Below are 14,053 nucleotides of genomic sequence, written 5' to 3'. Positions count from 1 at the left end.
CCTCGTTCTCTCACATCATTCTTACTGCAAGAATGATGCCAACTGTGAATCCGGGTAATCTAGCCTTTTATTTTTTCTGTAAACAAAAAAGATGCCGAATTTTCGGCATCCAAATGGCAAAATTGACTTCCATGGCGTTATTCCCGGATCAACTCTTGTTTTCCAGTATGAGAGACTCCCGTAACTTTTCGCAAATGGTCATGATTTCCGCTTGTCCTCCACGGGGCGCATCAGGCCATTCATCGATCCGAACTCCCCAGTATTCGCGGGGAGCACCAGGATAACGAGGAACGATATGGATATGCAGGTGGGGGACGTGGTTGCCAATGACAAATGAATAAACATGTTCCGCTTTCAATTCCCGTTTCAAAATCCGGCTCAATCTGGCTTGCATCACTCCAACGGCTTGTGCTTCGATATCTTCCAACTCGTCCAATCCCTGAATATGCCTGTTTGGTTCAATCATGAGATAACCCAGATAGACTTTCTTTTCCTGTCCGAGCAAAGGCCTGTGAAACACTTGAAGGTGTTCATCCCCGTAGATCCATCCTGCTTTTGTTGAAATCTCACTACGGTGCTTTTTACAGATAAAACAGTCTGGCATGATTCTTTTCCTCACCTTTCTGCCTGGATTCCCAATTTCTTCAGCTTGTATTGCAAGGTTTGGCGGGGAATTCCCAGCCGTTCCGCCGCTTGCAGTACATTTCCTCCCGATTGATGCAAGGCCTGGCGAATCATGCTTTCTTCAACCTCGTTTAATATCTGGCGCAAGTTTTTACCATCTGAAAACAAATCAAGCGAAAACTTTCTCTCCGTAGAATGGAAATGGGCCGGCAGGTGTTCCAGTTGAATTTCTTTGCCTGTTGCCAGATTGAGAGCCCCTTCCACGGTATGCTCCAACTCCCTTACATTTCCGGGCCAATCATACTGTAGAAATACTTTTATGACTTCCCCGGAAATTCTTTCTACATAAGAGTTTATGCTTCCCTTGATCTTTGTCAAAAAATAGTTGGACAACAGCTCAATATCTTCTCTTCTCTCTCTTAAAGGCGGGAGATAAATGCCTACCACATGGATCCGGTAATACAAATCCCGGCGCAAGCGCCCCTCGCGAATACTTAGCAGCGGGTCCTCATTGGTGGCAACCACTGTTCGCACATTGATAGAACGAAGCTTCGTGCTGCCAACCCTTCTCACCGCTCCCTCCTCTAACACCCGCAACAATTTGGCCTGCAATTCAACCGGCATGGCCTGAATCTCATCCAGAAAGAGGGTGCCTCCGTCGGCCAGTTCAAACAGGCCGGGACGGTCTTCAGCCCCTGTAAATGTTCCTTTTACCGTACCAAATAAGATCCCTTCCAGGAGAGATGATGGAATAGCGGCACAATTCTGGGCAATAAACGGTTGATGGGCCCGCGGAGAGCTGCTGTGAATTGACTGTGCGATCAACTCTTTGCCCGTTCCGGTCTCACCGATGACCAGTACCGGGGAGTGGGTAAAAGCTGCCCGTTTGGCGCGCTCCATTTCTTTTAACATCACCGGATTTTGCGTAATAATATCTTCAAAGCGGTAAAATTGATTTTTATGTACTGCTTTTTTCACTCTTGGTTCACGCATCCGCTTTTGCAAGTCTATCACTTGCTCGGACAGATGTTTCATCTGTGTAATATCTTTGGAAATCTCTACAGCTCCTACGATATGACCGGAATGCCTCAATGGGATCGTTCTGTTTACCGTAACGATTTGCTTTCCCTTACGATTGGTATAGGTTTGTTGCTGGTCGTCAATCGGCACCCCTGTTTCCAGCACCTTCAGCAGGGTACTCGTTTTTTGGTTCAAAGAAGGAAATGCTTCCAGCACATGCATCCCCATCACCTCTCCCGCGGTTAACCCGTCCAGCAACGAAGCCACCCGATTGTAGCAGATGGTGATCCCTTCAGCATTGACAATGTGAATACCCTCATCCAGGCAATCCAACAAATCATGAATCATCCCGCCAGTGATTTCAGAAGATAAACCTTGTTGAAACATCCCTCCACCTCATTTCCGAACTGCCGAAAAATGATCAATATATGACGAAAATTTGTCATTTCTAATTCTAAATGGAACAGGCAGCTGTGTCCAGAACAGGCAACCCGGCCGCTGGAAATAAAAAAGCCAAGGGATTTTGTTCATCCTTGGCGTCATTTTTATCTGGTTTCTGCTTACATCCGCTCCGGTGCATGTACTCCGACCAGCTTTAACCCGTTCCGCACCACTTGGGCCACACCCTCAAGCAGAGCCAGACGGGCCCGGGACAACTCTTCATCATCGGTAATCACGCGCTGAGCATTATAGAAGCTGTGAAACTGGGTTGCCAGGTCATACAGATAACGCACAATCCTGTGCGGGGCCAGCTGCTCTGCGGCCGTGACGATTTCGCCGGGAAATTCTCCCAGTTTTTGCATCAAGTCTAGTTCTTGTTCGCTCTGCAACCGGGTGAGCGCAGATTCCTCCCATGACGGGGACATCCCTTTTTCAGCGGCCTGGCGGAATACGCTGCAGATGCGGGCATGGGCGTACTGGACATAATAAACGGGATTTTCATTAGACTGTGATACGGCAAGATCCATATCAAAGTCGAGATGGGTATCCGGGTTACGCATCACAAAGAAATAGCGGGTAGCATCCACACCTACTTCCTCTGTCAATTCTTCCAGGGTAACTGCTTTTCCGGTTCGCTTGGACATTTTGACCAGTTCGCCCCCCCGGTACAGCTTTACCATCTGGGTAATAACCACGTCCAACTTGTCCGGGTCATAGCCAAGTGCGGCCAGTGCCGCTTTCATGCGGGGGATATATCCGTGATGGTCCGCGCCCCAGATGTTGATCAAGCGTCCGCTGCGCTGCAGTTTATCACGATGGTAGGCAATATCCGGAGTGAGATAGGTATAAGAACCATCCTGTTTAATCAGAACACGGTCTTTGTCATCCCCAAAAGCTGTCGACTTCAACCACAAGGCCCCGTCTTCCTCATAGGTATACCCTTGTTCTTTCAGTGCGTTCAGTGTATCCTTAATTGCTCCGGATTCATACAGAGAAAGCTCACTAAACCAAACATCAAATTCAACGCGATATTTTTTTAAATCTGATTTGATCTTGCCAAGCAGCCTCTCTTTGCCGATCTTTTTCAGATAAGCAAGCCGTTCTTCTCTCTCCAGGGAGAGCAAACGGTCCCCTTCACTTTGGATCAAATCCTGCGCAATGTCGATCATTTCCTGTCCGCGATAGCCGTCTTCCGGGAAAGCGCAGTCTCTCCCCAACCCCTCCAAATACCGGGCCTCCAGAGACAGCGCCATCATGTTCATCTGGTTTCCTGCGTCATTGATATAATATTCGCGTGTCACTTCATACCCGGCAGCATCTAAAATATTGCTCAAAGCATCGCCGACAGCTGACCCGCGTGCATGCCCCAGATGGAGATTGCCTGTGGGATTGGCGCTGCAAAACTCCACATTGACTTTTGCTCCGCGCCTGGCTTCAGAACGGCCGTATTTGCCGCCGGCAGACTGAATCTCATTCAGTACCCTGATTAAGAAAGAACGATCCATAAAAAAATTAATAAAGCCGGGTCCGGCAATCTGCACCTCACGAATATGCGCTGACTGCTGATCAATTTTTTCCACGATTGCCGCTGCAATTTCACGCGGATTTTTACGGGCGACTCTTGTCAATTGCATCGCTATATTGGTCGCCCAATCTCCATGTTCCTTCTCGCGCGGAACCTCAAGAATCACTTCCGGGATCTCTGTCTCGGGAACCATTCCCGAAGCGATCACTGCTTGTTTAATTTGCTTTTTCAACGTTTCTTTCATCTGTTCAAGCGGATTCATCACAATTTGCCTCCATCCATTGAATCTTCAGCCGGTAATGTCCTAACTTTTGTGCACCCATATTTAAAAGAAAAGAAAATTGAATCGTTCCTTCCCGGTCTGTCCGTTCGCGGTGGTATTCTAATGTGGTCACATCCATTTCAGTTTTGCCCCCGGGCATATATACAATACTTTGCGTATTTGTGCCCGGCCGGTACGTTTGCCGGTAGGAAACGCTTCCCTGGCGGATGACCGTAATTTGCTCCGGCAAAGATTTGACCGATGTGCGAACCTCATCCTCCGTCCCGGAGTGCTCCGTATATCTGAGTACCCATTCGTTTTCGTTGATCCGAAGACGTCCGGACAGATTTTGCCGGATCACTTCCGGTGCTTGATCCGTTTCTGACTGGATGGTCGATTCAATATACAGTTGTACCGGAATCACTCTGTCCGCCCCTTTCAGGCTAATATTTGTATATTAACATTGCTTGTTATCTTTGCCAACGAAATGTCAGACACAAAAAAATTCCCTCCGAAAGGCTGGAGGGAAGACCTCTATTTAATAAAACCGAGCAACATTTCGCGAATCAGCTTGGCCGCAACCACTGGGGTTTGTTCACTCGGATCATAAGCGGGCGCCACTTCTACGACATCAGCCCCGACAACTCTCACTTCTGAAGCGGCAATCGCATGGATGGCTGCGAGCATTTCTTTCGAGGTGATCCCGCCCGGCTCTGGCGTCCCGGTCCCCGGAGCGTGTGCCGGGTCGAGTGCGTCAATGTCAATGGTTACATATACCGGGCGGCCGGCCAGTTCCGGAAGGCACTCTCGCAAAGGTTCCAGTACATCAAAAGGATAAAAATGGATTCCCGCCTCTTCAGCGTAAGAAACTTCCTCTTTGGTCATTGAACGAATGCCGAACTGATACACATTTTCACCGCCGATCAGCTCGGAAATTTTGCGGAGCGGGGTAGCGTGGGAAAAAGGTTCCCCTTCATAATCGGTACGCAAATCAGCGTGGGCATCAATATGGATCACAGCCAAACCGGGAAAATGCTTGTACACTTCCTGCACAACCGGCCATGTGACAAGATGTTCCCCGCCCATGCCAATCGGAACTTTTTTCAAATCCAACAGACGGCTGACAAACTCTGCAATCTGTGACAAGCTCTTTTCCGGATTTCCAAAAGCGAGGGGAATATCCCCGGCATCATAATAAGCAATTTCAGTCAGTTCCCGCCGCAGATAATGGCTGTACTCTTCATGGACAAGGGAAGATTCACGGATGCGGGCCGGGCCGAAGCGGGAGCCCGGACGAAAACTTACCGTCCAATCCATTGGCATTCCATAAAGAACCGCCTGTGCCTTCTCCAGGTCAGAACCGGCTCCGATAAACACATTGCCCGAGTAAGCTTCATCAAAGCGCAATTCTTTATTCCCCCTTATCAGTTAACAACTCTTGCACAAAGGCCGGGAGTTGGAACAGGGCTTTGTGCATCTCCGGACGATAGTAACGGGTATCGAATGACTGAAGCCCGGATTCGTCTACTTGCAACGGATCATATTTTTTAGAACCGACCGTAAAGCTCCACAGTCCGCTCGGATAAGTGGGGATGCTCGCTGTGTACAGGCGGGTGATCGGGAATGTATTGGAGATATCTTTAAACACCTGGCGAATCAGATCCTGATTAAACCATGGAGATTCTGTCTGTGCCACCATGATTCCATCCTCTTTCAGAGCTTCGTAAATCCCTTCATAGAACGGCTTTTGAAAAAGGCCGACCGCCGGCCCGACCGGTTCAGTAGAGTCAACCAGAATAACGTCATATGTACCTTTGTTTTCCTGGATATGGCGAATTCCGTCAGTGACTTGAATATTGACACGGGGATCGGATAAACCGCTTGCAATCTTTGGAAAATATTTTTGTGACGCTTCAATCACTTTGCCGTCAATTTCAGCCAGAACAGCATTTGCCACACTGGGATAGCGGAGGATTTCACGGATGGCCCCCCCGTCACCGCCGCCTACCACCAGCACATCTTTAGGATTGGGGTGGGTATTCATGGCTACATGTGTAATCATTTCATGGTAAACAAATTCATCCCGATCCGTCGTCATTACCATTCCGTCCAGCACGAGCATATTGCCAAATTCAGCCGTTTCTATTATGTCCAAAGTTTGAAACTCTGACTGGTCATGATAGACGCTTCTTTTTATTTTGGTCGTGATTCCATGGTTTTTCGTTTGTTTTTCCGTATACCATAATTCCATTTCCATCTCTGTGATGAGCCCCTTCCTGATCTATTTCATCCGCTTCGGAATCTTTAACACCCTTACTAAGAATAATGCAACTTCCTGCCTGATACAATGATCCATTTTCAAAAACAAATATGCGGGCTTCCATCCTGATTCAGGTGACTGAACCGAACATTCCACATAAAAAATTATCCTTTGAAGGTATATTTTTCCTGCCCCTTTCGCATAATATTCTTGCCTGATTTGCTAAAAAGTGGATAAAACCGGAGCAGAAGGAGTTACCAGCAATGGGTGAACAAAAAACAACGCCAGACCACCCGCCACTGAACCAATTTCCCGTATGGCGCCTGATCAAATGGACATATCGGATTTTTTGCTGGATGTTTATCATCACACTGATTTGCAGTGCCGCATTAGGGGTTGCGATTCTTTATCTCAAATCCAAACCTCTCCCTCCTCCGGAGATTTCTTCTTCCAGCAAATTGTATGATGCAAAAGGGCGTTACATCGGCCAGATTGATGAAGGAGAGTACAGGGAACCCGTTAAGTTGGAACAAGTCCCCCAATCTTTGATTCAAGCTACTTTAGCAGCCGAGGATAAAAACTTTTACCATCACTGGGGATTTTCACTGACCGGGATCATCCGGGCTGTTATCGCCAATCTGAAAGCCGGACATGTGGTACAGGGGGCGAGCACCATCACCCAGCAATTGGCGCGAAACCTGTACTTAACGCATGACCGTACCTGGTCGCGCAAAATAAAAGAAGCCATATTGACGGTTCAGCTGGAACTTCATTATACAAAAGATGAGATTCTGGAAATGTATTTGAACGAAATCTACTATGGCCATGGAGCTTACGGCGTAGGCAGGGCAGCCAGAGTTTACTTCAATAAAAATGTGGAACAGCTCAATTTAGCTGAATCTGCCTTTTTGGCCGGAATTCCGAGAGGGCCGCAGTACTACTCTCCTTATTTCCACTTACCCCGCGCCAGGCAGAGGCAGCGTTATATTCTGGACCTGATGGTTCGCAATCAGATGATTACGGCACAAGAGGCCCAACAGGCCAAGCAAACCACTCTGGCAATCGCAGAGCCTTCCAAGCCACAGCAAATTCGTGCCAGTTATTTCCGTGATTATGTGATTCAGACAGCTGTTCTGCAATACGGCCTTGAGGAATCAGTCGTCCGCCGTGGCGGCTTAAAGATATATACAACTTTGGACCCAAGGATGCAGAAATATGCAGAGGAGTCAGTAAAACAATTTTTGGGAGACAAAAAGGATTTACAGGGAGCGCTCATCTCCGCCGACCCCCATACCGGACACATCAAAGCGATGGTGGGCGGGAAAGATTACAGCAAATCTCAATACAACCGGGTGTTTGCCCGACGCCAACCGGGCTCTTCCTTTAAGCCGGTCCTTTACTTGAGTGCTCTGGAAAACGGATTTACTCCGCTGACACAGATCATCAGCCGTCCCACCGCCTTTGCTTACGAAGGGGGGATTTATCGTCCGTCCAATTATCGCGGGCAGTATGCCAATCGCCCCATCACTTTGCGTGAAGCGATTGCCCGTTCGGATAACATCTATGCTGTCAGTACCCTGTTTCATATCGGAATCAACAAAGAAATTGACATGGCGCGGAAACTGGGAATTAAAAGCCCTCTTAGGCCCACCCCGTCTCTGGCACTGGGAAGCTATCCGATCACTCCATATGAGTTGGCCCAGGCTTATGCCACTATTGCTGACGGGGGTATCCGGCATCCGCTGACGGGAATCCGGAAAATCGTGGACTCGTACGGGAAGGTCCTGGTTGAAAACGAGACAAATCCGATCCGCGTTACCTCTCCGGCCCACTCATATGTGTTAACCCGACTCCTGACGAGCGTGTTTGATTCAGGGGGAACCGGTCATCGGGTGCGGCAAATGTTTTTGCGAGCCGCCGCAGGCAAAACGGGGACCACCGATTGGGACGGGTGGTTATCCGGGTTTACCCCCGACTTAGTTACCACCGTCTGGGTGGGATATGATCACAGCCGGAAACTTCCCCACCATGAAGCGCGTTTATCCCAATATATCTGGGGCTCTTATATGAAAAAAGCCACCGCGCTCCAGCCGGCACGGATTTTCCCCGTCCCGCAAGGGGTTAAAGGGGTCTACATTGATATAGAAACAGGCTATCTGGCAACTCCGTTTTGCAAACATACCCGTTTGGAATTTTTTGTAAGAGGAACAGAACCGAGGCAAACCTGCCCTGAGCATCCCGGACCTGTTAAAAGAAGCGGAAATGATCCCTCGTTATGGGAGCGTTTCATCGACTGGTGGAACAGCTTTTAATCACAATTCCGCAAATAAAAAAGCTCAGCATTCCTTCACGCTGCGGAGTGCTGAGCTTTCCCATTTTAACATTCACTGCTTCCGCCAATTTTCCCCTCACCGTCGGCAAATTCACCATCGTTGAATACAGTGATCAAACCGGCATTTTCCAGTTCTTTCATCACCTGAAACATACTTTCCCGCTTCTGTTCCGGGAGTTCCCTCACATAGCGGTTCATTTCCTCTTCAGGTACGTTCAGGGTAAAATGGACGCCTCCGTGACGGGCATAATGATCTAATCGATGCCGATAAGACATTCTCTGTTCCTGCTGCTTTTCTTTCACCCCTTACTTAAGCTTTGGGCAGCAGGTGTTCACCTCCTCTAGCCCTTAGCTTGGGCTAAAGCAAGATGAAATATCAGGGAATGACAGACAGAAGGATCGTAGGACACAAAAATGGCGAACCTTGGGGGTTCGCCATTTTTGTGTCCTAGCAAAAGGTTCCGAAACCATATACTAAGTGTACTCCTGCTCATACTGAGCGACAAGATTAGAAAGAATTTGTTCACATACAATTCATTTTTAAGAGAGTTGTTCTTTTAGTTCCTGCCTGCTATTTTCCCACATTTGCGGATTATGGTTGATCAGTAATGTTTTTAATGCTTCTTTCTCTGTCTCCCCTAAAACAGTCAGTTTAATTCTCCGCTTTAGGGCATCATCCATTCGGTTTACATGTTCAGCCAGGTTTTTCCAACCCCTTCTGTTTTCTTTGTCCACAATCATGGGACAAGCCGTTACCCCGGCATAGTAGGGACCATTTTCATCACGGTCCACGGCTACCCAAACCACCCAGTAATGCTTTCCGCCCGGAACTTCTTCTTTGTTGGCAGTAAACTTGATCCCCCGTTCAACTGCACTTTTCGCATGAATCAGTCCTAAATCAATTTTGGCATGATCGCCGTCAATCAATACCGAAGACAAATTGCTCAAGCTGATGGTTCCTGTATAGTAGCCGCCGTGGGTGGTGGAGTTATTGCTGATAATGTTAAACTGTGTATTTTTTTTGTTTGCCATGCCTCTTCAGCCTCCTCCCCCTTATTTTATCCCAAGGCTTAATCCGGGTGCAAAGAAACCGTAGATTTTGGCGGCTTTTCAGGAGAGTCAGCATGTAACTGCGGCACCTTCTTTTCGGATACGGGCAGCTCTTTTAAACTTTGGCAAACCGGCAAATGAATATTAAAAGTTGTGCCCCGCCCCGGCTGGCTGACCGCATAGATTTGGCCTCCGTGTTCTGTAATAATGCGATGGCAGACAGATAAACCCATTCCGGTTCCTTCACCTTTTGTAGTAAAGAAAGGATCAAAAATTCTGGTCAAGTGTTCCGGTTTGATTCCGCTGCCATTATCCTGCACCCGGATATTAACCCGATCGCGGAACTCCTTCCACCGCACTTCCACCTTTCCTTTTTCCTCAAGGGATTCCAGGCCGTTTTGGATCAAATTGATCAGTACTTGCTTAATCTGCTCCGCATCAGCTTCAATATCCACCGGAGAGGGAGGGGGATGAGCGATCAATTCATGGCCCATCAAAAAAGATTTGGGTTGCAAAAGGCTTAAAACATCGTTCATCAATTGATCTAAATTAAATCTGGTAAAGCGGGCCGGCCTTGTTTCGCTCAGATTTAAAAACTGTTTCAGCAGGTCGTTAATCCGGTCAATTTCCGGCAGGATGATCGATTCCCACTTTTTGACCGCTTCCGACTCACTGGCAGAGATCTGAACAAATCCGCGAATCGATGTGAGCGGATTGCGAATCTCATGTGCAAGTCCGGCCGCCAGCTGTCCGACGGCAGACAGTTTTTCCAGGTGTCTTCTCCGTTCCTCCTGCTGATGGCGCAAGCGGCGCTGCTCAATCATCAGCCTCTGTTCGGCTAAACGGATCAATTCGGCTCCGCAGCTTACTTCCCGGGGATAGGAAGCGGTACCCAAACAATAGCTGACTAACTTACGTTCCTCTTTCAGATCAGCCATCACCTTTTCAATGATTTCCAGGCAGCGCCGAAAAACGGCATAATCCCCCATCACACCAACAGCAAACTGATCCCCGTCATACCGTGCTACTTTGGCAGAGGGAGGAAGGTTTTTCTTCAACTGGCGGGCGATTTGTATCAGAATCTGATTTCCGGCGTCGATTCCTTTCTGCATATTCACTTGCAGAAAATCTGTTAAATCAAGGCAAATCACATGATAAGACTGGTTCATGCCGCAACGGGCAAGGCTGCGGGTTACCTGTTCCTGAAAAGCACCAAAATTATACAAGCCCGTCAGGGTATCCCGACGATAATATTCTTCAATTTCATCATTATACTCATGCAGCCGCTTTTGCGCTTCCTGGATTTTATCAACCAGGTGGCAGTTTTTCTCTTTAAACTTTCTCACTTCAAAATAAGAGCGGCGCACTTGGTCGCTTAACCAGCCCATCCAGACAAATAACAGGCTCTGGCTGACCAGTTCGAGAACCATAAGCTGATGCCAGCAGGTCAGCACATTGATGATGAGATAAGTCACAGCATAAGAAGCGGTTACAATATGGGGATTTTCATCCCGGGTTCTAAACTGCACATAACCCAAAACAATGAGATAAACGGTCAATAGCGGAATAATCTGGGTCAGAATATCCAACAGGGCAATCAACAATAAGAGTACGGACATATATCCATAAGTCGGGAATCTCCTCAAAAGACTCTGGTCTACAAAGAGGAGGCCGAGAAGCAAAGCCGTCACAATGCCTACGCAAATCCAATGAAAGGAGGGATATACGGAAAAATAATCGCTAATGATATGATATAGCAATTTCGTCTCATGATAATGGTAATGGCCCAACACGCCCACTCCTTAGCCCTCACAAAGTTGCATGTTTCAACCTCCAACGACAAGCGTAAACGAGCATCCTGCATGATTTCTTCAACTTGTAAAGGAAAGAATCCTTCACAAGTTGCGCCTTCGACAAAAGCTATCAAATTTCGAGCCATCGACCTGTTTTTTGTTTTTGACTAAACCCCAATGATGTGATAATCTAATCATCAGATAACTGTCTTTTGAATCTTTTGTGACTTTTTTATCTCATTTTTGTGAACCTTCGGCATACTGAAGGAGGGGGAACATGGGACAGAAAGAAATAAAACTGGCGGAATCCATCTTGCCGCTCTTAGGTGGCGCTGAGAACATCAGCAGCCTCGGGCACTGTATGACACGGCTCCGGGTGGGTGTCAAAGATTCTTCCAAAGTTGAGTTGGACAAACTGAAAGCGCTCACAGGTGTGATGGGGGTCGTCGAAGCTTCCGGACAGTACCAGATCATCCTGGGGCCGGGAACTGTAAACAGGGTTTCCGAACACCTGTCCAAAGTAACAGGAAAAACTTCCGCAGAAGTGGAAGACCCTGAGGCTTTTGCCGCAGACCGGAAAAACAATCCTCTTCGCTTCTTCTTACGCAAGCTTGCCAATATCTTTGTACCGCTGATTCCGGCAATTGTCGCCGGCGGAATGATCAGCGGATTGACCAATGTCATCATCTACTCTTTTGATGTAAAAGAGAGTGCCATCATCTCATTATTACAAGTGATCAGCAAAGTGATCTTCTTTTACCTTGCTATTTTTGTGGGTATCAATACCGCGAAGGAATTTGGCGGAACCCCTGCTCTCGGCGGAGTCGCAGGCGGTTTGATCTACTTGCCGGATCTTGAAAAAATCACGCTGTTCGGTGATGCCCTCATCCCCGGGCGCGGCGGTTTAATTGGCGTCCTGCTCGCCGCCTGGTTTATCACCATCGTGGAAAGATACGTGAGACGATTTGTTCACAAATCGATTGATATTATCGTCACACCTACGATCGCCGTCCTGGTAACCGGCTTGGTCACTTATTTTGCTTTACAGCCCATCGGCGGATTTATCTCTGACGGGATCACCAAGGGACTTCTCTTCCTGCTTGATCAAGGCGGCATTCTTGCGGGGGCCGTACTTGCAGGAACCTTCCTCCCGCTGGTGGTTACCGGTCTGCATCAGGGTTTAACCCCGATCCACCTGGAATTGCTGCAACAAACGAAACTGGATCCCCTCCTCCCGATCCTGGCTATGGCGGGTGCAGGGCAAGTAGGAGCGGCGATTGCTGTTTATATCAAGACGAAAAACCGAACCCTGCGCAATGTAATTAAAGGAAGCCTTCCCGTAGGTATTCTCGGGATCGGTGAGCCATTAATTTTCGGTGTCACTCTTCCTCTCGGCCGGCCGTTTCTCACCGCATGCCTCGGTGCTGCTGTAGGAGGTGCTTTCCAGGCTGTATTTAAAATCGCCTCCATCGCGATTGGGGTATCGGGAATTCCGTTGGCACTTCTCATTAAACCGGGGCAGATCCTGATGTATCTGCTGGGTGTGCTCATCTCCTATGCAGCGGGATTCGCGTTCACCTACTTCTTTGGTTTTAAAGAAGAGATGGCCAAAAACTTCGCTCCGGATGTTCCGGAAGGAACAGGAGTGAAAATGTAAAACCCTTTCCATTGAATGGACCCATCCGCCGCCTGTTACAGGTTGGCGGATTTTAATGTGAGAAAATATCCTGTTGTATACAGTTAAAATATTATGCGAAGGAGGTTATCAGCATGAACTCCGACCTGTCAAGATTGGTGACTGAACAAATAAACGAAAGGTCAAAACAGCTCGATCAGATGGATTCCCTGCAAATTGTCCAATTAATGAACGAAGAAGACCATCAAGTACCTAAAGCGATTCAAAGCATTTTACCAGAGGTCGCAAAAACGGTGGACCAAATCGCAGATACGATTCGGAAAGGAGGACGGATCTTTTATATCGGCGCGGGAACCAGCGGACGTTTAGGTGTATTGGATGCTTCTGAATGCCCTCCCACCTTTCGCACGGAGCCGGAATTGTTTCAAGGAATCGTTGCCGGTGGAGATGTCGCTCTCCGTTCCGCGGTTGAAGGAGCTGAAGACTCTGAAGAGGCGGGAGTCCGGGATTTACAGGAACGCTCCTTTTCTGCCGGTGATTTTTTAGTCGGTTTGGCTGCCAGTGGCCGAACCCCCTATGTTTGCGGCGCAGTTCAATACGCAAATCAAATAGGGGCAAAAACAGCAGCCATCACCTGCAATCCGGGTTCCGTTCTCGGGCAAATGGCTCAGTTTAAACTGGAAGTAAATGTGGGACCCGAAGTGCTTGTCGGTTCAACCCGTCTCAAATCCGGAACGGCGCAAAAAATGATTCTCAATATGCTGAGTACTGCCTCCATGGTGCGGCTCGGGAAAACATATCAAAATCTTATGGTGGACTTAAAACCAAGTAACTTTAAGCTGAAGGATCGAGCACTGCGCATCATCCGGACAACAACCGGAGTGAATGAACAGGAAGCGGATAGGGCGCTGCTCGCCTGTGGTGATGAAGTGAAAACAGCGATGGTCATGATTTTGGCCGATGTAACACCTGAAGAAGCACGTCACCGCCTGGAGCGGGCAAAAGGGCGTGTTGCGGATGCATTGCAACTATAGCCCCGGCGGGGATAAATGTGAAGGAGTCCGTTGTACACATGACGGACTCCTTTTACGTCATCCCGTTCATCCTTTC

Annotated in this window: 12 protein-coding genes; 3 read left to right on the top strand and 9 right to left on the bottom strand. The window is 48.2% G+C overall.

The annotated features are described in order from the left end of the window. Positions 1–148 precede the first annotated feature (148 nt). The 6 genes from I8U27_RS07120 to speE all read right to left on the bottom strand — a co-directional run bounded on the left by I8U27_RS07120 (position 149) and on the right by speE (position 6,123). Complete coding sequence (locus I8U27_RS07120) at positions 149–604, bottom strand: HIT family protein (RefSeq protein ID WP_181751304.1); 456 nt, start codon at positions 602–604, stop codon at positions 149–151. An 11-nt stretch (positions 605–615) separates the two neighbouring features. Then, complete coding sequence (locus tag I8U27_RS07115; RefSeq protein WP_232345292.1) at positions 616–2,031, bottom strand: sigma-54 interaction domain-containing protein; 1,416 nt, start codon at positions 2,029–2,031, stop codon at positions 616–618. A 173-nt stretch (positions 2,032–2,204) separates the two neighbouring features. Continuing rightward, complete coding sequence (gene argS / locus I8U27_RS07110; protein ID WP_181751305.1) at positions 2,205–3,872, bottom strand: arginine--tRNA ligase; 1,668 nt, start codon at positions 3,870–3,872, stop codon at positions 2,205–2,207. Next, positions 3,859–4,296, bottom strand: coding sequence for a DUF1934 domain-containing protein (locus I8U27_RS07105; RefSeq protein ID WP_181751306.1), 438 nt, complete (start codon positions 4,294–4,296; stop codon positions 3,859–3,861). Before I8U27_RS07105 ends, argS begins: the two co-directional genes overlap by 14 nt. Positions 4,297–4,406: 110 nt before the next feature. Further along, on the bottom strand, positions 4,407–5,279 hold the full coding sequence (gene speB, locus I8U27_RS07100; protein WP_181751307.1) for an agmatinase: 873 nt from the start codon (positions 5,277–5,279) through the stop codon (positions 4,407–4,409). Positions 5,280–5,283: 4 nt separating this feature from the next. Beyond that, positions 5,284–6,123: a polyamine aminopropyltransferase gene (gene speE, locus I8U27_RS07095; RefSeq protein WP_181751415.1), complete on the bottom strand. Its 840-nt coding sequence runs from the start codon at positions 6,121–6,123 to the stop codon at positions 5,284–5,286. 272 nt (positions 6,124–6,395) lie between these two features. Here speE and I8U27_RS07090 point away from each other — a divergent pair, with 272 nt between their 5' ends. Further along, complete coding sequence (locus I8U27_RS07090) at positions 6,396–8,444, top strand: transglycosylase domain-containing protein (RefSeq protein WP_181751308.1); 2,049 nt, start codon at positions 6,396–6,398, stop codon at positions 8,442–8,444. 65 nt (positions 8,445–8,509) lie between these two features. Here the strand turns inward: I8U27_RS07090 and I8U27_RS07085 are convergent, their stop codons facing one another. The 3 genes from I8U27_RS07085 to I8U27_RS07075 form a co-directional block, all read right to left on the bottom strand. Then, positions 8,510–8,740: a hypothetical protein gene (locus tag I8U27_RS07085; RefSeq protein WP_181751309.1), complete on the bottom strand. Its 231-nt coding sequence runs from the start codon at positions 8,738–8,740 to the stop codon at positions 8,510–8,512. A gap of 264 nt (positions 8,741–9,004) precedes the next feature. Further along, positions 9,005–9,496, bottom strand: coding sequence for a YwhD family protein (locus I8U27_RS07080; RefSeq protein WP_181751310.1), 492 nt, complete (start codon positions 9,494–9,496; stop codon positions 9,005–9,007). Positions 9,497–9,534: 38 nt separating this feature from the next. Beyond that, positions 9,535–11,304, bottom strand: a complete 1,770-nt coding sequence (locus I8U27_RS07075) for an ATP-binding protein (RefSeq protein ID WP_181751311.1) — start codon at positions 11,302–11,304, stop codon at positions 9,535–9,537. A gap of 280 nt (positions 11,305–11,584) precedes the next feature. Between I8U27_RS07075 and I8U27_RS07070 the strand changes: the two genes are divergently transcribed. Together I8U27_RS07070 and murQ are read left to right on the top strand one after the other, a co-directional pair. Continuing rightward, positions 11,585–12,964 carry a PTS transporter subunit EIIC gene (locus I8U27_RS07070; protein WP_181751312.1) on the top strand — a complete coding sequence of 460 codons (1,380 nt, stop codon included), beginning with the start codon at positions 11,585–11,587 and terminating at the stop codon, positions 12,962–12,964. 113 nt (positions 12,965–13,077) lie between these two features. Beyond that, positions 13,078–13,977 carry an N-acetylmuramic acid 6-phosphate etherase gene (gene murQ / locus I8U27_RS07065; protein WP_181751313.1) on the top strand — a complete coding sequence of 300 codons (900 nt, stop codon included), beginning with the start codon at positions 13,078–13,080 and terminating at the stop codon, positions 13,975–13,977. Positions 13,978–14,053: the final 76 nt, after the last annotated feature.

It is taken from the genome of Paenactinomyces guangxiensis (genome assembly GCF_016055185.1).
GTDB lineage: Bacteria > Bacillota > Bacilli > Thermoactinomycetales > Thermoactinomycetaceae > Paenactinomyces > Paenactinomyces guangxiensis.
The sequence above is the reverse complement of the archived record's forward strand: the minus strand, read 5'-3'. Positions and strand labels throughout refer to the sequence as shown.